The organism is Salarchaeum sp. JOR-1 (assembly GCF_007833275.1).
GTDB lineage: Archaea > Halobacteriota > Halobacteria > Halobacteriales > Halobacteriaceae > Salarchaeum.
The window spans coordinates 985,048-1,003,299 of the sequence record NZ_CP042241.1 but is presented as its reverse complement, the minus strand read 5'-3'; the positions used below and the strand labels follow the sequence as shown (position 1 = coordinate 1,003,299).

The 18,252-nt window shown below is 59.0% G+C and carries 15 protein-coding genes and 1 tRNA gene; 7 read left to right on the top strand and 9 right to left on the bottom strand.

Going from position 1 to position 18,252, the window contains the following annotated elements; translation table 11 throughout:
- Window positions 1-32 precede the first annotated feature (32 nt).
- The 4 genes from FQU85_RS06265 to FQU85_RS06250 all read left to right on the top strand — a co-directional run bounded on the left by FQU85_RS06265 (window position 33) and on the right by FQU85_RS06250 (window position 3,257).
- The gene (locus FQU85_RS06265) at window positions 33-416 is read left to right on the top strand and encodes a hypothetical protein (protein WP_145845772.1); all 384 of its coding nucleotides are present in this window, start codon (window positions 33-35) and stop codon (window positions 414-416) included.
- Window positions 417-559: 143 nt separating this feature from the next.
- Window positions 560-778 carry a DUF2892 domain-containing protein gene (locus tag FQU85_RS06260; protein ID WP_145845767.1) on the top strand — a complete coding sequence of 73 codons (219 nt, stop codon included), beginning with the start codon at window positions 560-562 and terminating at the stop codon, window positions 776-778.
- 15 nt (window positions 779-793) lie between these two features.
- Entirely contained in the window at window positions 794-2,071 is a 1,278-nt protein-coding gene (locus FQU85_RS06255; protein WP_145845764.1) for a M20 family metallopeptidase, read from the top strand.
- Window positions 2,072-2,183: 112 nt separating this feature from the next.
- The gene (locus tag FQU85_RS06250; protein WP_168219942.1) at window positions 2,184-3,257 is read left to right on the top strand and encodes a HAMP domain-containing sensor histidine kinase; all 1,074 of its coding nucleotides are present in this window, start codon (window positions 2,184-2,186) and stop codon (window positions 3,255-3,257) included.
- Between the two features lie 26 nt (window positions 3,258-3,283).
- On the opposite strand, the gene FQU85_RS06245 is transcribed toward FQU85_RS06250, so the two are convergent.
- The 7 genes from FQU85_RS06245 to trmY all read right to left on the bottom strand — a co-directional run bounded on the left by FQU85_RS06245 (window position 3,284) and on the right by trmY (window position 12,934).
- Window positions 3,284-5,635 (bottom strand): PAS domain S-box protein, encoded by a 2,352-nt coding sequence (locus FQU85_RS06245; RefSeq protein WP_145845759.1) that lies wholly within the window; start codon window positions 5,633-5,635, stop codon window positions 3,284-3,286.
- 3 nt (window positions 5,636-5,638) lie between these two features.
- On the bottom strand, window positions 5,639-6,457 hold the full coding sequence (locus FQU85_RS06240) for a HAMP domain-containing sensor histidine kinase (RefSeq protein WP_168219941.1): 819 nt from the start codon (window positions 6,455-6,457) through the stop codon (window positions 5,639-5,641).
- Between the two features lie 267 nt (window positions 6,458-6,724).
- Window positions 6,725-8,185, bottom strand: a complete 1,461-nt coding sequence (locus FQU85_RS06235; RefSeq protein WP_145848763.1) for an ATPase domain-containing protein — start codon at window positions 8,183-8,185, stop codon at window positions 6,725-6,727.
- 78 nt (window positions 8,186-8,263) lie between these two features.
- Entirely contained in the window at window positions 8,264-8,857 is a 594-nt protein-coding gene (locus FQU85_RS06230) for a HalX domain-containing protein (RefSeq protein WP_145845755.1), read from the bottom strand.
- A gap of 190 nt (window positions 8,858-9,047) precedes the next feature.
- The gene (locus FQU85_RS06225) at window positions 9,048-11,858 is read right to left on the bottom strand and encodes a PAS domain S-box protein (protein ID WP_145845753.1); all 2,811 of its coding nucleotides are present in this window, start codon (window positions 11,856-11,858) and stop codon (window positions 9,048-9,050) included.
- 362 nt (window positions 11,859-12,220) lie between these two features.
- Window positions 12,221-12,293 (bottom strand) — tRNA-Pro (locus tag FQU85_RS06220).
- 47 nt (window positions 12,294-12,340) lie between these two features.
- A complete protein-coding gene (trmY, locus tag FQU85_RS06215) occupies window positions 12,341-12,934 on the bottom strand; it encodes a tRNA (pseudouridine(54)-N(1))-methyltransferase TrmY (RefSeq protein ID WP_145845751.1) in 594 nt (197 codons plus the stop codon).
- A 72-nt stretch (window positions 12,935-13,006) separates the two neighbouring features.
- Here trmY and FQU85_RS06210 point away from each other — a divergent pair, with 72 nt between their 5' ends.
- The 3 genes from FQU85_RS06210 to nucS all read left to right on the top strand — a co-directional run bounded on the left by FQU85_RS06210 (window position 13,007) and on the right by nucS (window position 15,776).
- Complete coding sequence (locus tag FQU85_RS06210; protein WP_145845749.1) at window positions 13,007-14,287, top strand: tRNA pseudouridine(54/55) synthase Pus10; 1,281 nt, start codon at window positions 13,007-13,009, stop codon at window positions 14,285-14,287.
- Complete coding sequence (rnhB, locus tag FQU85_RS06205) at window positions 14,280-14,918, top strand: ribonuclease HII (RefSeq protein ID WP_145845747.1); 639 nt, start codon at window positions 14,280-14,282, stop codon at window positions 14,916-14,918. Before FQU85_RS06210 ends, rnhB begins: the two co-directional genes overlap by 8 nt.
- A 108-nt stretch (window positions 14,919-15,026) precedes the next feature.
- A complete protein-coding gene (nucS, locus tag FQU85_RS06200; protein WP_145845745.1) occupies window positions 15,027-15,776 on the top strand; it encodes an endonuclease NucS in 750 nt (249 codons plus the stop codon).
- 52 nt (window positions 15,777-15,828) lie between these two features.
- Here the strand turns inward: nucS and FQU85_RS06195 are convergent, their stop codons facing one another.
- Window positions 15,829-17,358 (bottom strand): preprotein translocase subunit SecD, encoded by a 1,530-nt coding sequence (locus FQU85_RS06195; RefSeq protein ID WP_145845743.1) that lies wholly within the window; start codon window positions 17,356-17,358, stop codon window positions 15,829-15,831.
- Window positions 17,355-18,245 carry a protein translocase subunit SecF gene (secF, locus tag FQU85_RS06190; protein ID WP_145845739.1) on the bottom strand — a complete coding sequence of 297 codons (891 nt, stop codon included), beginning with the start codon at window positions 18,243-18,245 and terminating at the stop codon, window positions 17,355-17,357. The genes FQU85_RS06195 and secF overlap by 4 nt, the downstream gene beginning before the upstream one ends.
- Window positions 18,246-18,252: the final 7 nt, after the last annotated feature.

Here is an 18,252-nt window from a genome sequence, read left to right as displayed (position 1 = left end):
AGCTTCAATATACCGGAGTTCGAAGTTACGGTATGCTCCGCTCACTCCTCACCACCATCTGTACGGTCGAAGTCGCCGCACCGGCAGCGCTCATCGACACTGCTGAGAGGCTTGCACTCGACAATCCGGATGATGTCGAAGTCCGATCGTGGGTCGTTCCAGGTGCTCGCCTCGAGGGGTTGACCTTCCTCTGGCTCATGTGGCGAAGCGATGAGTCGTATTCTCAATTCAAGCAATTTCTCGGGCTCATCGGGCTGCTAGCCTTGCTGTATCCGCGGGCCTACGTTGACTATGGGGCGAGGCTTGCGTACGTCGATAGTAGACAGTGTGACTGGCGGAGCTGGGTGTATCCTGGAACGCGACTCGTCGGATTTGTGTATCTGCTCGTCGGGCTTCGAGAACTCCGAAGAGCATGACCTACCACGGGTCACCCTACTCGCTATGTCGGTTCTCATAGCGAAATTGAGTCTTGCTCTTCGATTGTTCAGATCCACCAACGGGTTTCTATAGTATTGGGAATATCCCAATATACTAAATTACTGAGGACACATCTTCCGATATGGAACGGAACGTGGGGTCACTGGACGGGAAAGCCCGGATCGGGATCGGTATTCTCGCACTGGTCGCTGGCGGTCTCGCCATCGGCGGGTATTGGGCAGCAGGGACAGTAGTCGGCACGGTGGCGCTCCTGGTTGGCGGCATCCTGGTGGTCACCGGGACGACCCAGAAATGCCCCATCTACGCCGGGACCGGAATCGATACGGTCGAGAAACAGTAGTCCGGGGTCTGTCTCGTGACGCAGGACGCTGTTCGGACGTACGTCGAGGAGGGTGAATCGCAGCTCGTCGAGCAGACCGAGCACCTGCTCTCGTTCGATACGAGCAACCCGCCGGGGGACACACGTTCCCTCGCCGACGAGATCCAAGCGACGTTCGAGCGGCTGGCTATCGACACAGAACGGGTCGTCGCGGATCCTGCGAAGCCGAATTTGGTAGCGACACCCCCGGGAGCGTCGGCGCAGACGCTCATCTTCAACGGTCACCTCGATACGGTTCCCTCCGACGACGCAGCCTGGACGTACGACCCCTTGGGCGAGCGTGAGGACGACCGCGTCTACGGACGCGGCGCGACCGACATGAAGGGCCCGCTCGCAGCCATGCTGACGACAGCGAAAGCCTTCGTCGAGACTGATACGACGCCGCCTGTCACGCTGCAATTTGTCATCGTCAGCGATGAGGAAGTCGCTGGGGAGGCGGGCCTCCCAACTGTCCTTAGCGAGCGGCGGCTTGACGCGGACTGGGCAGTGATCGGTGAGACGACCTGTACGGAGAACCGTCACTCTGTGACTGTCGCGGACAAGGGGAGCGTCTGGGTGACGCTGACTGCTGAGGGAACTGCTGCTCACGGATCGCGGCCGATGCTCGGCGAGAATGCGATTGATCGACTCTACGACGCGGTCGAGACGATCCGGGAACGGTTTGGGACTGAGCGCTTCTCACTGCCAGCGGACGTCGACGCGATCATCGACGAGTCGGTCGCGTACTATGAACCGACAATGGGGCGAGAGACCGCCCGGGCCCTCTTTGAACAGCCGACGATCAATCTCGGGACGATCGACGGTGGGGAGACGATCAACAGCGTGCCGGCCGCAGCACAAGCGCGCCTCGACATCCGGTTGACTGCGGGTGTCGAGACGTCTGAGGTGTTACAGCGACTCCGGGCGTGTGTCGCAAGCTGTGACGGCATCGGAATTGAGGACGTGAGTTGGAGCATCGGCACCTACGAGCCGCTCGAGAGCCCGCTCGTAACGGCCGTTACCGAGACTGCCGAGTCCATCACTGGAGACCAAATCTACCGCCGGAGCGCGACGGGTGGCGGCGACGCGAAGAAATTTCGGCACGTCGGCATTCACACTGTCGAATTCGCGCTGGGAACCGATACGGTTCACGCAGCCGACGAGTACACGACTCGAGATGCACTCCTCGGGAACGCGCTTGTCTACGCTATGCTCCCGTTCAAGCTCAAAGAACAGGCAATCACCAATGACGGTGACGATGGAGAGAACAAGTGATTCACGGAACCTGGATTCTTCTCTTCCGTCACCGAGTGGTCACGTCTCCCTGGGTTCAGTAGAGATGGATGAGAACAGTACTAACAAGACGGTTGAGCGTTCGAGTGACGGTATGCGTCGGCTGATCGGGTCTGGGGTAATCGTCGGTCTTGGTTTCTGTGCGCTGATTCTCCACGTTCTTCATTATCGGCAGGAGCAAGCGCTTCACTCTGCGATTCTCGGGGCGCTTCTGCCGATGGCGCTTGCACTTCTCCTGATTAGCGTTGGCCGTTGGGTTTTCACGAGCCAGTTTAGTGATCGGATCGTGCTTCGGATGGCAGGGTGGACGGGTATTGGTGCGGCTGGTGGTCTTCTGTTCGGGTATCCTGTGATTCCATATCAGGCGGCTCACGGCGTGCCATTAGTTGATGTTCCGTTTCTTCTCGTGAATTATCTCACAGTCGGCGCGCTCGCTGGGTCAGTAATCGGGTACTACGATGGACACCAGCAGCGATACCAAACACAATTAGAGGATATCCGTGATGAGCTGCGCACCCGTGAGCAGGAGCTTGAAGAGGAGAATGAACGGTTGGATGCGTTCGCAAGTCTCGTGTCTCATGATCTCCGCAATCCGTTGAACGTTGTTGCCGGGCGGATGCAACTCGCCAAAGAGACTGGTGATACCAGTCACCTGGCCGACGCTCTGGATGCTGTGGACCGGATGGAGACGATCATCGAGGACCTCCTCTTGGTGGCCCAAGAAGGAGACGCGGTTAGCGACGATGCACTCGAGGCTGTCCAGTTGCGAGACGTGGCTAAAGAATCGTGGAAAACCTGTGAGACGGGATCAGCCACTCTCGAAGTCGAAGATTCATATGGCTTCGAAGCCGATCGGAGTCGTCTGAAACACGTTTTTGAGAACCTCTACCGGAACGCCGTCGAACACGGCTATGACGAAGTCACCGTTCGTGTTGGGTCACTTGACGGGAGTGGGTTTTACGTCGAGGATACGGGGCCAGGGATTCCTCCGGACAAACGGGACCAGGTGTTCGAGTTCGGCTATTCGACGAATTCGTCCGGAACCGGATTTGGATTGTACCTTGTCAAGCAGATTGCGGTCGCTCACGGGTGGCAAGTGACTGTCACCCAGAGCGACGAGGGCGGTACTCGGTTCGAATTCGACACTCCCTCGGAGCAGAACGGCTAATTCGATCTGTGTTGGAATGACGGCCCCTACGTTTGTGCTTCGCTGAGGGGGACGGAAACCGTCACGACACTTCCTCGCGGTTCGTTGTCCTCAATCTCGATGTGGCCACCGAGTTCGCTGACAATCCAATTGACGAACCAGAGTCCGAGGCCGCTCCCGTGGAGTAAGGGGGTCTCCTCTCCTTCGCGTAACACGCGGCGTTCGGTCGTGGGAATCCCTGGCCCATTATCCTGAACGGTAATCAATCCCCAGGGAGTTCCGTCCTCCACAGTAGTTTCAGCAGTAACCGAGATTGTCGGTTCATCACTGTCAGTGTGTGTAACGGCATTCTGAACAAGTTCTGTGATGGCTTTTTCGAGTTCGATACCTACCTGATACGACGTTTCCGGGATCGTCGTTGAGAGCGCTGACGTGGGCGGATCAGCCGACGTAATCGCATTCTGGATTACCGCTTCGAATTGTTGGAACCTGTTTTCTGTCTCCTCGTCGCCGAAGATGCTTTCGATTTGTCTTGCTTGACGGCTCAGTTGGAGCAGATCGTCGATGGACTCCGAGACGTTCGCTATCGCCTCTTGAGTGTCTGTTGAGCTGGTTTCGTGAAGCAACTCCGCGTAGCCTCGGATTACGTTCAGTTCGTTCCGGAGATTATGTCGAAGCACTCGATACAGGACTTCGAGTTGCTGGCGCTGTCGCCGCTGGGCCGTGATCTCGTTGTTCACGGCGACAAAGTGCGTAGGCTCGCCGTCCTCGTCAACGATCGGCGCGATGGTTTGATCGATATATTGTCGGCGCCCATCTTTGCGTCGGTTCACGATTTCGTTCTCCCAGATATCCCCGGAGAGAACCGTATTCCAGAGGTTCTGATAGAACTCTTCGCTATGTTCCCCAGACTTCAATCTGGAAGGGCGCTCTCCGATAATGTCCTCACTCTCGTATCCAGTGACCTCTTCGAAGGTCGGGTTGACGTAGCGAATCGTTCCATCAGTGTCAGTGATGTAGATCGCGTGTCCCGCATGTTCGACAGCTTGCCGGAAGAGTTGGGCGTCTTCACGGGCCTGAATCCCGATTATCGCACGGCCAATCGTCCGTCCGAGATCCTCAAGAATCTGTGTCTCGTCGCCCTTGAATGCGTCTTCCCGACTTGTGTAGAGGTTCAACACGCCGAATTTCTCACCGTCGTGGTGAATCGGTACGGCGGCTGTCGCTTGAACGTCGAATTGCGCGAGGGCATCTCGCCACGGCTCCATTACAGGTGCTTCCTCAACGTTTTGTACAGTAGTTACTTCCCCTGAGGAGAGTGCCCTTCCAGTCGGCCCCTGGCCGGTATCAGTCTCATCGGTAGTGAGCGTCACGTGGTCAAGATACTGTTTGGCGTCCGCGCTTGCGGTTCTTGCTGTGACGAGGTTGCCTTCGTCTTGGCGGCCGATCCACGCGAACCGATAAACCTGCGAATCTTCTAGTCGCCTACAAACCTGCTCTTCAAGCTCATCTTGTGTCGATGCTTCGACAACTGCACGTGTCGTTTCGTGGAGCGTCCGCGTGATGCGGTTTAGTCGCTCAAGTTGATCACGTTGCTGGGTGAGTTGTCGCTGCTGCTCCCGACGTTCCGTTACGTCTCGAATACTCAAGATGGCACGTTGCTGTTCGCCAACAACTATCGTGCTCGCCGAGATCTCCGCTTCGATTTCAGATCCGTCGGACTTAGTACACGTTAGATTGTCCGTCTGTGCGAATCCAGTTGTCCGGACCTTCTCCAGAAACTCCATATACTCGACTGTATTCGTCGGATGGAGGTCTTCCGTTGGCGTGACTGATTCCATCTCGGATTGAGTATATCCTAAGATGTCAGCTGCTTCGAGATTTGCATCGACCACTTGATCGGCTTCTGGGTTGATGATTAGTATCGCGTCATTCGTTGCTTGGAAGACGGCTTTATAGTATTCCTCTGTCGTTTCGAGTTCTTGTGCGAGCTTATTGGAGAGGTTTCGCCGTTCTAGAAGGTTTTCGAGTCGATGGCGGAGTTCATCGGTATCGACGGGTGTTGAGATCGTTTCATCGATGACGTCCCAGAGATCGTCTCCAAGAGATCGATTGTCGTCTGGTTGCGCCAAGAGTATCGGAAAGAACTGGGGATAGTTGCGGGTTTTCTGTTCGTAGAGCCAGTCACGATGTTCGATTAGGGCTGGTCGATCGACGAGACAGAGATCACCGGTTAGTTTCGTATCAGTATCTGTTACGACCTCTGGTGAATACGGTGATTCTTCTTCGAACCACGCCCGAAGATGCCGTTCATTTTCCGTATGTTCAAGGCAGAGTAAAACACGGTGCTCCCCGGGTTCTGTCTGGCCGTGGGCACTGTGCGAATTAGTACCGGTCATGAATCAGATTTGTTTGTTCTGGGGGTGGGGATGGTCCACTGTGACACCGGTAATTTCAAAACGTGCTCCACCGGCATCGCTGTCCGTGACAGCAACCTCACCGCCATGTGCCTCAACCACTTGTTCAACGATGGAAAGCCCCAGCCCAGTCCCTTCCTGTCGGGTCGTGTATCCCGTCTCGAAGATGCAGTCTTGTTCACCCGCCGAGATGCCTTGGCCATCATCAGCAACGTAGAACCCATTGTCTACGGCGCCGACTGTAATCGTCACGGGAGACTCGTTGTGCGCAATCGCATTTCGATAGAGGTTAGTTAGGAGTTCTTTGAGCGCACTCCGGTTGCCCCGGAGAGAGACCTCCTCGTCGGTCGTAATGTTAAGAGAACAAGCTACTGTCGTACATTCTTCCCACGCCTCCCTTGCCAGTTCTTGTAAGGAGTGCGTAGCGAAGTCCCCTAGGTCGTATTCTTGTCGAGCAAGTGTCGATACATCTGCAATGAGCTCTTCGATCCTGTTGAGGGAGTGGTCTACTCTATCAAAATACTCTGCCTCCTTGTTTTCCTGTGCGAGATCGAGATTCGCTTGGGCAACATTTAGTGGATTCCGCAGGTCATGGGAAAGGATACTAGCGGCCTGTGCTAATTGTTGTTGTTTCCCCACCTGTACTGAGAGTGTGTGTAGCCGTGACAGCGACTGCACCCGCTTTTCTATCTCTACTGAAGAAAACTCCGGGGTGATGACGTCAGTAGCAAGCTCCAAGTGTTCTTCATCAATCGTTTCGTGATCTTGGGAGGTGACTAACAGGCATGGCTGGCTGCTATGCACGGACGAGTTCCGGAGAGTTCGGAGCCGAGACGAATGATTGCGAAGCGTGACTAAATCAACGATACAGACATCAAACTCTTTGTCTGCTACGGGACGTTCGATGGACGTGATCGCGTATCGGGACGCTAATTCATCTCGTATTTGATGTTCGAGCTGATTGTTAGCAAGAACTAGTAGTATATTCACAGTTTCGGAGACTGGCTTCGAAGACTGCTCACAGGGTGCCTCAGACATCTCGTGCTCCCTCACGTTGATGATGAACCACAGCTAGTTCCCCGCAGACGAATCCTCATCTGTCCACTCCGGCGTCCCGGAGAGCACACCTCGGAGTCCAGTAAGTGAATCGCCGACCGTGACTCCATCTGATGTGATCTTGAGTTCCCGAAGCGAGCGTTCGAAGTCACTCGTTCGCTTTTTCAGCACGCCGATGATCTTTCGTAACTCTCCCTGATATTCGATATGGCGAAGGAAGAGAATGTTGTCCGCGAGGTAGCTCATTCCTGTATCGGTTGCTGCAAAGTCGCCCGTCAGTGTAGTCGATTCATCAACCAGAATAACTGTCACGCCCATATTTTTGAGATATCGACACAGTGCATGCAGGCGCCGATTGAGTGTTTGCTGGTCCCCCTGGATCGAGAGTTGATAACCACTAATTCCATCAATCATAACGACCTCAGTATCATTTTCCTCAACTTCTGTCTGCACTTTCTGGGCAAACCGTTGCGGCGATATATCTAGCGGCTCCATTTCCTCAATTTGGAGATTTCCTCGCTCTTCCATCCGCTTCACTGGGATATTGATTGCTTCAGTACGATTGCGCAGTGTCGCAGCACTTTCCTCAAAAAGATACATCAGGGAGCGCTCACCTCGGTCCGCGGCCTCCTTCATAAAATGAGATCCGAGCGTTGTTTTGCCAGCTCCCGTCGGTCCACTGATCACCGTGACTGTCCCCCGTTCAATGCCTCCATTCAGGAGTTCATCTAATTCTGGAACTCCCGAGGAGATGGGTTCTGACACGAAATCCGACGCGTGTTGCTCGGGCTGGAGTTCCGGAAACACAGAGAGGCCAGACCCAGTTATCGTGACAGCGTGCTCACCATCTTTAATCGATGAGCCCCGGAATTTGGGGACTGAAATCGTGTGTTTCGCGTCGGTCCGTTGGAGTTCGATAGTCCCGTCGCTCAGGAACTGGAGGTCTTCATCTGACGTTGCTTCGGTGTCCTGCGAGGTGAACAGAACTGTTGCACCATGGGCCGTGAGATACTCCATAAACCCAATCGCTTGTTTCCGGAACTGGTGTTGATCGGGTGTAAGATAGCGAAGCTGAGTGATCGGATCAACGAACACACGATCCGGGTCGATGTCTTCGATAGTCGTGGTAATCTTCTCGATGAACGGCTCCTGTTCAACTTCACTGGCGGACAAAATGCTATACGATTGATCGTCGGCGAATGCCGCTGCGTCTGGACTGAGATCTAAAAACTCAATGTCAGTTAACTCGAAGCCGAGAGATTTGGCGTTACGTTTGATGTCTTCTTCCGATTCTTCGAGGTTAACGAACAGGGCCGACTCGCCATTTTGTGTACCTTCTTGGAGGAAGTGGCTACCAAGGATTGTTTTGCCAGCTCCCGGACCACCGCGAACGAGATAACCCCGGTTTGGGATCAGCCCGCCGTGTAGGATTGAGTCGAGCCCGTCGATACCAGTTCCTAATCTATCAGTTGTCATGCCGTAGTTCTCGCTTGAATGTGTCGGTGGTTCGTAACTATTCGGGTGCTTTCGTGGTTTTTCGATGAAACCCACATACTATGTAGGATCCTCCTCGATTTGTTGTAGAAGGGCGTTGAAATCTGCGTCGTCAAATTCGGTGGTTGTCGCTCGGGCCGACTCCTGAATCTCTTCGATTCTCTCTGTTAATTCCTGATATTCCTCGCTAGCATCTAGTTCTGACTGGCTTAGCTCTGTCTCTAACTGGGTCTTTTTGGTCATGAGGGAGTATAACTCCCGTACGTCGTCGTTGTATTCCCGTTGTCTATTCAATTCCTGAACAGTGTTCTTGAGGTCAACTTGATCGATTGGTTTGACGAGGTAATCGTCGAATGGCATGTCGAGGATATCGAACTGGGGATTGACAGCTGTGACCATCGCTGTTCGGCAAGCTGAATGCTGTTGTTGAACCCATTCGAGAAACTCGTCTCCTGATCCATCTGGAAGTCGCCGGTCGATGAGTGCAATATCAACTGCCTCATCGAATTTCTCTCGACCTTCTTGGACAGTATACGCGGTTCGAACAGTGTAGTCGTCGGAGAGCCAAGTCGTGTACAGATCGGCCAGCCCCTGTTCGTCTTCAAGGACTATCACAATCGGCTCATGGTCATGGGACGATGGACTAGTAGACATTAACTGGCTACTTCCGATAAACAATTCAAACGGGAAAAATCGGAGGGCTAGATTATCCAAATTCTATCCAGGATGTTGGAATACTCCAATCGGAATTGGGGCAGTCATCGGTACAGAGGGGTTTCAGTAGTTTATAAACGGAGTAACCATCTGCCTAAATAGAGTTTAATTGTAGACGATCTCTTTCATCTCAGTCGGGCTTCGGGGGGCTCCCGAGGAGGTTTTTGAGGATTTTTCGCTCGGCCACTTGGAGGTGATTGTAGAACGATGACGAGGAGATACCCATCTGATCAGCGAGGTCCGCACCTTTAGTCTGCTTCGGGGACTCAAAGTATCCGCCGTGAAACGCCAGTTCTACCGTCTCCCGTTGTCGTTCCGTCAAACCCGAGAGTATCCTCTCTGAACACTCTAATGACGAAATCATTGCGTCTGATCGTTCCTCGGTACTACGCAATGTTGAATTCGGATATTCTGTTGAAATGATTTCGACAGTCTGGTGGACCGGGATCGTTGGGGGGACACTCACATATGCCGCTACGCTCCCATCTGTCTCCCCGACTATTCGATCCAACTGGATTCCGTATTTCGCAAGCACGGTCCCAATGAACGCTTCTGAGAATTCGATCTGGAAGAGTGAACTCTCCTCCGTTTCCTGAATATTGTTGATCGATGTGATTCCTGTCGCGTCTCTGGCTGTTTCGAGCAGGCGATCGACAGAGCCTTCGAGCAGCCGGACGAAGACCGTTGTATTCTCGCCGTCTTGGTCTCGAAGCCCGCCAAAGAGTAGCGTGCATTCGTGTTGCTGCGCGATTCGGAGAAGTGGACATGTCTTCGATTCGAGTTCGAACTCGAGTACAGTTCCTCGCTGAGCCAGGATTGCGCTGGTTCGCTGGATCTCCGTAATGGCGTATCCCATTACCCGTCCCCAGTCTTTGAGCGCGGCTTGCATTCGATCTGAAAAGGCGTCACGCTCGTTTGCGAAGATTTCAATGACGCCATAGAAGACGTTTTGATACGTGATCGGGACTGCGATACCTGACGCGAAGTCACGTTGGATAGCATCCCGGCGCCACGGTTCTGCTTGGACGTTCCGAGCGGTGTTCGACACGACAGTCAGGTCGTTCGATCGGGCAGTTTCGACTGCCGGCTCCGTCGCGGAACCGTTAATGGTAAACGAGCGGCTGTCGAGATATCCCTGTTCGTCCCCGGCCCACGTGCGTGGGACAAGCTCATCCCCCTCAGGAGTCAAGTCGCTCACCCAGACAAACGAGAAGGACTCCAGCGACGCGAAGATGTCACAGACCTGCTGTTCGAGTTCTTCCCGTGTTTCTGCTTGAATTGCGATCTGTGTGAGTTTACGGATACGCGAATCCAGCTCTTCAACCTGTCGCAGTGCTTCGGACGTCTGTTCGAGTTCTCGTTTGTGGTCTCGAAGCTCCGCCGTGCGAGCCACACGCTCGAATGCAGATTCAGCTGTTCGGGCGACCAGCTCAAGCAGTTGTTGATCACGCTGATCGAACGAGTTGCGTTCAGTATCGCCACAGATGATCGTCCCGAAGCCGTTGATCGGAACGATGAGCTGGCTTCGAATCGGCGTATTTGGGTTGTACACGGCTCCATGTGACCGAACGTCGCCGGTTCGGATCGTCTCGTTGTCGAGATACGCTTTGCCCGCGAGGCTTTTGTTCAACGGAAGGGCCGGTGGATCTCCGAGGATGTCGGTTACATCGTCCGAGTAGGCGACGGGGGTGAGCGTATTATCATCAGATTGCGTGAGGTTGACGGAGGCGAGTTGTAGATCAAGGATGTCGATTGCAGTATCGACGATCGATTGGGCAATTTCGAGTTGAGAATCAGCTTGGACGAATACATCGGCGGTTTCGTGGAGATCCATGAGTGTGGATTCGTACCAGACTTGGTCGGAGATGTCTCGGAAAATTCCGTGGACGAGCTTGGTGTCTTCGTTGTCGATGGTCGAAACGCTGATTTCGACGGGAATGTGGTCTCCGTCGCTCGTTTCGACGTGAATCTGATCTCCATTTGGAAGATACCGACGGGTCCCGCCGTTCATCGCGTGTGTCGAAAAGAGGGCTTCGTATTCTTCTGCTTTCTCGTCGGGATGCAGTATACGCTGGGATTTTCCGATGACAGCAGATTGGGGACGGTTGATGAGCGCTTCTGCTTCTTCGTTCATTTCGATGATCTTGCCGTCGGCTGTGCCGACGAAGATCGGGACTGGTGCGTTCTCGATGAGAGCGTGGTACCGTTCTTGGGCTTGTTTGAGTTCTTGCTCTTGTTCCTTCTGCTGGGTAATGTCTTGGGAAACCGTCATTCCCGCGAAAATATCACCGTCGCTGTCGTATACTGGTAGGACTTGTACTTGGAAGATTTTGTCTGCCAGTGTGACTGTCGTTGTGTTCACTTCGCCTTCAAACGCGGCTTCATAAAGTGGGCGTAGCTCGGTGACATTCTCGGCGGGGAAGGTTTCTTTGAGCGTGTGTCCTTCGAGGTCGTCTGGAGAAAGGGGTAGTTCGTCGAATATTTGGCCGCCGACGATCTGGTACTGGAAGTCCTCGTCGAAGAGCGTCACGATGCCGTTCGGGAAATGCTCGACGAGGGTTCGATAGGGGTCGTGCCACTCGGGAGACGATCTGGAATCCGATTGGAGGGTTCCAACGACATAGGTGCCGTCGTCAGCATAGACCGTCTGCATCCATCGAATGGTTTTTTTGCCCGCGTCTTTCGATTCGACTGTTAGCTCGTCACCGCTCTCTATCGTCGGTTCGTTGGTGGCGGTATCGAACAGGTTCCGGACCTCGGCTTGCCCCTGTTCCGGAACAAGTGTCGTCAGCCATCCATCTGCAAGGAGTTCGTCAGTCTCGTATCCAACTTGATCGCAGAAGTCGTCAGTGAGAAAGACTGCTTCTCCCTCCTTGTTAACACAGAGAGTTGCATCCGATGGATCCGAGAGTGCGGATTTGAGAACGTGGTCTGATGGCATAGTCTGTAACCGTCTTATCGATTCCTGTGGTGTCGTGAACTAATAGGTTCTCGCCAGGTCTGGCTGGACTCCAAGATCTCACAGCGCGCGGCGCGCGCTGGTGAGTGTTTCATCGCGCGAGGAGACGCTCCTACGTCATCCCCGAGGCGCGTCGACGCCTATCCGGGCAGCGGCGCGCGGCGCGAGAAGCGTGGTAGCTGTTCGGCCGCGCGGCGCGAATTTCGGCTCTAGAAAACCGCGTGACGGCGCGGTGTGTGGCCGGGAGCGTTAGTGTGCTGTAACTCGTCTGGCGGCACTGAGACCCGGTGAACCCCAAGCTATATGGCGATTATCCTCGACTCCAAAATGGCTGGGATAGTTAGTGGGCCGGCACGAATTTGAATCGTGGTTACGGCCACCCGAAGGCCGAAGGATACCAAGCTACCCCACCGGCCCGCATGTTCTCGTACGGACTCGTTCGCCTTTAACCCTTCCGAAGCGGTCTAGTAGGTGGTGTAGGCGTCGGTGTCGAGGTAGTTGTTCGCGACGGCGATGGCGTGGTCGGCGTGGATGGCGTGCGGGCCGACGCGGACGCGCTGGTCGGCCTCGCCCGCGAGGATGTCGGCTTCGCGCTCGCTGAAGTCGTTGTGGTCCGAGAGGACGAACGCGGGGTGTTCGGGGGGTTCGGCGTCGGCGAGCGGCTGGCCGTCCTCGTGGAGGTGGACGACGGTGGCGCGCTCTGTGAGTCGGTCGAGCGTCGGTTCGAAGCCGCGTTTCGAGACGTGGACGCCGGGGCTGGGTTCGGCTTCGCGGTGGCCGATTGCCTCGTTCGTGTGGTCGAGGGCGTTCCGGACGAGGCCGGCGAGGTTGCGCTCGTCGGGCCGGGCGTTCCGGAGGGTTCGACTGTCGAATCGCACGGTGAGTTCGTCCTGGAGGACGAGGTGCACTTGGACGGCCTCGCGGATGTCGTGACTGAGGAAGACGCCCGCGCCGATGCAGCGACAGAGGAGGTCGAGGCGGCCGGCGTTCGGGAGCGAATCGAGGGAGAAGTCGGCGTCCGTCGGGGCGTCGTGGCCGAGGACGATGAACTCGCGCATACCCGTGGGTTCGCGCCGGAGTGGAAAGGTGCGTCGAAAGGGCTACGTGTGCGTCCGGCCGAAAACGGAGGTATGAGTGTTATCGAGGACGCGCGTGCGGTCGTGGCCGAAGGCCCGGTCTGCGACCCGTGTCTCGGGCGGTGTTTCGCGGAGCGAAGTTTCGGGTTGACGAACCGCGAGCGCGGCCGGGCGCTGCGGACGGCGGTCGCCATCGACGACGACGACCCGCACGAACCCGCGGACGACTGCTGGGTGTGCGAGGGCCTCTCGCGCGAGTTCGACGACTGGGCGGACCGCATCGCGGACGAGCTCGCCGAGACCGAGTTCGCGACCTACCAGGTCGGGACGCGGACGCCGCCGCTCGTGGAGGAGAACGAGCGCCTCCTCCGGGAGTCAGCGGGCCTCGATTCGGACGCGGGCGAGGCGTTCAAGTCCGAGTTCAACCGCGAGGTCGGCAAGCGACTCGGACGGAAGACGGGCGCTGACGTGGACTTCGACCGCCCGGACGTGCTCGCGGTCGTCGACCTCGCGGACGACGAGGTGGACGTCCAGGTGAACCCCGCGTTCGTCTACGGCCGGTATCGGAAGCTCGCGCGCGGCATCCCGCAGACGGAGTGGCCGTGTGGCGACTGCGGCGGCGGCGGGCTGCGCGGCGACGAGGTGTGTCCGACCTGCAAGGGCACGGGCTACCAGTACCCGCTGAGCGTCGAACAGCTGACCGCGCCCGTCGTGGAGGACGCGATGGACGGCACGGAATCGAAATTCCACGGCGCGGGGCGAGAAGACATCGACGCGCTGATGCTGGGGACGGGCCGGCCGTTCGTCGTCGAGGTGAAGAACCCCCGGAAGCGCCTGCTCGACGCCGACGACCTCGAAGACGACATCAACGCGTTCGCGGGCGGGAAGGCGGAAGTCGAAGGGCTGCGGCTCGCGACCTACGAGATGGTCGAGCGCGTGAAAGAACACGACGCGGACAAGACCTACCGCGCGGACATCGAGTTCGCGTCACCGGTCGACGCCGAGGCGTTCGCGGGCGCGCTCGCCGACCTGGAGGGCGCGACCGTCGAACAGCGCACGCCCGAGCGCGTCTCCCACCGCCGCGCGGACAAGGTCCGGGAGCGCCGCGTGCTCGACGTGTCCGGCGACCTGGAGGACGACACGCACGCGACCGTCGAAGTGCTGGGCGAGGGCGGCCTCTACATCAAGGAGCTCGTGAGCGGCGATTCGGGCCGCACGACCCCGAGCCTCGCCGGACTGCTCGACACCGACGCGGTCGTGACGGCGCTCGACGTGGTGGCGGTGGCGGGCGAGGACGAGCCGTTCGAGCGCGGCGAGTTCTTCCTCGATGCGTAGGTTCGGCGTGGACGAGGCCGGGAAGGGGCCCGTGCTCGGGTCGATGTTCGCCGCGTGCGTCGTCGCCGACCCCGATTCGCTCCCCGCGGGCCTCCGGGACTCGAAGAAACTCACGCCCGCGCGACGGGAGGAACTGGACGCCGCGCTCCGCGACACGGACGGCGTCCGACTCGGCGTGGCGGAAGTCCCCGTCGGGCGCATCGACGACCCCGGGACGGACATGAACACGCTCACCGTGGACGCGCACGCGGCCGCCATCGACGCCGCGAACGCCGACGGCCGGGGTATCGTGGACGCCGGCGACACCTCCGAAGAGCGGTTCGCGAGCCGAGTAGAAGCGGCGGCCGACCGCGACGTCGAGGTGACCGCGGAGCACGGCGCGGACGACGCCCACAGTATCGTGGCGGCGGCGAGCGTCGTCGCGAAGGTGGCGCGGGACGCGCACGTCGACGCGCTCGCCGACGAGTACGGGAACGTGGGAAGCGGCTACCCGAGCGACCCGACCACCAGAGAATTCCTCGCGGCGTACGTGCGAGAGCGCGGCGAGCTACCGGGCTGTGCGCGGGCGTCGTGGAGCACCTGCGACGACGTGCTGGCGGCGGCCGAGCAGTCCGCACTCTCCGAGTTCTAGCGCGCCCTCGACGCCCGAGGCGCGCGCCTGGCGTCCGGGAAACCCGAACGCCGTTCCGTGTCGCGTCGAACGCACTGCTTAAGCGGGCCGCGCGTCATCGGTCGATGAATGGCGGCCGACCACTACGAGACCCCGGACGCGGAGACGCTCGCGAACGTCGTGGAGACCGGCCTCCACGAGGGCGCGATGGTGACCCTGCAGGCCGAGTGCGAGGTCGAGTACGACGGCCGCACGTCGGGCTACCTCGGCCCCGGCGACCGACTGCTCGTCTGCAAGCCCGACGGCACCCTCCTCGTCCACCAGCCGGACGGCCACAAGCCCGTGAACTGGATGCCCGCCGGCGGCACCGTCTCCGCCCGCGAGTCGGACGGCGACCTCGTCGTGGTCGCGCGCCGCGTCAACCCCCGCGAGCGCGTCGAAGTCCGCCTCATCGACGCGTACGGCGTCACCCGGTACGACGCCGACGACGCCGCCGAATACGAGGAGTCCGGCACCGAGGACGAGATGCACGCCTACATCGAAGCCCACCCCGGCGAACTCGAAGACGGCCTGCGAATCGTGGAACACGAACGCGAGACGAAGTACGGCTTCATCGACTTCTTCGCCACCGACTCGGAGGGCAACCCCGTCGTCGTCGAAGTGAAACGCATCCAGGCGACGCTCAACCACTTCGACCAGCTGAAGCGGTACGTCTCGCTCTACGAGGACAACGCCGACGTCCGGGGGATGCTGGTCGCGCCGTCGGCGTCCGAGCGCGTGCGGCGCGCGCTCCGCGACTCCGGCCTGGAGTTCGTGGAGCTCGCGGAGTTCGACCGTGACGCCACGGGAACGACGGACGCGAAACTCAGCGACTTCTGAACCGAGTCGGCGACGCGACACAGGATACGTCCGCGAGAAAGACCGCTGTCGGTCAGCGGTCGTCCGTGAGGAGGCGACGGAGGATGTCGCCGTACGCCGGCCGCGTCACCAGCACGCCGATGAGGACGCCGAGGATGGTGACGATGGCGAACCCGCGGAGGTCGCCGAGGCTGAGGAACGCGAGCGGGCTCATCGCGATGATTGTCGTCGCGGCCGCGGCGCCGATGATCCAGAGCGCCTTCCGGAACCGACTCTGGAACACTCTGCTCGAGGACACCTCTTCCGTCATCACCTCGTCCGCGATGATGATGAGGTCGTCCACGCCCGTTCCGATGACCGCGATGAACCCCGCGATGTGCGAGAGGTCGAGCGCCAGCTGTGTGAGCGACGCGAACCCGAGCAGCACGACGACCTCACAGAGCGCGGTCGCCACCATCGGCACCGCCACCCGCGCTTCCCCGTACCGGAGGTAGACCACGAGGCCGACGGCGAGCGCCGCGATGAGTCCGGTGAGGAAGGAAAGCGGCTTGAACCGCTCCGCGAGGCTCGGCGAGATGTAGTACGTCGTTCCCGTATCGAGGTTGAGCGTCGAGGGGAGCGCGCCGGCGCGGAGGTCGATCTGGAGCTGGCGGGCGTCCGCCATCGAGTCCGCCTGAATCACGAACTGCGGGCTCTTCACGAACTCGCCGTTCTCCATGCTCTGCGCGAGATCCGCGCCCATCGAGGACGAGTAGACGACCTCGCCGTCGTTCACGGTGAGCAGGCAGTACTGGGTCGCGTTCGGGTTCGTGCGGTACTGACAGTTACTGATCCCCTGACTCGACGTGAAGCCGTACTGACGCATCGCCGCCGCGAAGTCCCGCGCCACCGGCTCCGTGAGCGTCACCGGAACGACGGGACCGAGCACCCTGCTACGGTAGGGCGTGCCGATGCTCGCGGATTCGAGGTCGCTCGGCGCGAGCACCGTCTCGTTCGCCATCGAGCCGTTCCGCGGGAAGTACGCGATCTGACGCACGCTCCCGCGCTCGGTGACGAGCTGGCGGACGCTGGAGACGTTCCGGCCCGGGACCTCCACGAGGATGTAGTGCTCGCCCGTCTGCGAGGACTGGATCTGCTGGACGGTCGTCCCGCCGAGCCCCGTCTGGTCGAGCTTGTCCTGCAGGACGTCCACGATGGTCGCGCGCGTCGGGTCGGTGACGCCGTCACGCACGCCGGTGACGGTGAGGTTCGTCGCCGCGAGCGCGTTCCGGAACGGCGTCTCGTTCACCGGAGCGTACACCTCCACCGTGTCCAGGGAGGGGCGAACGCGAACCCGGCTCTGTTCGAGGGCGAGTTCGCTCGCGACCGTGTTCTGCACGTCGAACTGGTTCTGGGCCGTGACGTTCTCGACGGTCGCGGTCATCCCGGTGACGGGCGCGCGGATGCGGGTGCCGCCATCGAGCTGGATGCCGTACTGGAGGTTCGTCGGCTGTGCGGCCGCCGTGCCGGCGTCGTTCCCGGCGACGCCGGGCGCGAACAGCGCGATACCGCTCCCGATAACGAGGACGACGAGGAGGATGACCCGCCAGTTCTCGCGAATCATCGCGCCACCCCCTCGTACTTGTACCAGCGAAGCAGGCTGAGGTTCAACATGTAGGTGTTCATCAGGTCGGCCGCGAGGCCGAAGACGAGTATCAGGCCGATCGAGGTCAGGAGTTCGATGCCGAACGCGTACGCGACGATCGCCATCACGGCCATCGCGACCAGCGACGTGGTGGTCATCGTCGCGCCGGTCATGAACGCGCGGTCGACGCTCTCGTAGAAGCTCCCCGAGCGGCGGAGCACGTGGTTCGTGAGGAGGATGTCCGAGTCGACGCTGTACCCGATGAGCATCAGGAGCGCGGCGACCGTTCCCAGCGAGAGCTTGATACTGAACAGGTTCATCAGGGCGAGCGGGATCACGATGTCGCTGAACGCGGACGCCACCACGGCGAGGCTCGGGACGAGCGAGCGAAAGAGGATGAAGACGATGGCGCTCATACCCGCGAACGCGATGAGCAGGCCGATGATCGCGAACTCCTGGTTGTTCGCGCCGAACGTCGCGGACGTGGTGCGGAGGCCTTCGAGATCCATCTGGACGGACGCCGAGTCGACGCGCTGACGGATGTACTCCTGGAGCGCGGCCTGCGTCTGTCCGGTCTCCGGCTGGAACGTCAACACGTACGTGTCGGGCCGGGAGGGGATGGCGCGAACGGACTCCGGCGGGTGCTGGCTGAACGCCGAGACGACGGCTGATTGCGATGCGGGAGAGGTGACCGTGAGCTCGGTCCCGCCCGTGAACTCGATGCCGAGGGGAACCGGCGTCCCGGTGAGGGCGAACGCGCCGACGAGAACCGCCAACGCCACCAAGAGCGAGACGAGCGGCGGCACGAGGAGTTGGCGGTTCGAGTACCGGCTGAAGTCCACCTCCGGAACCTCGAACGATGGCATACATTCG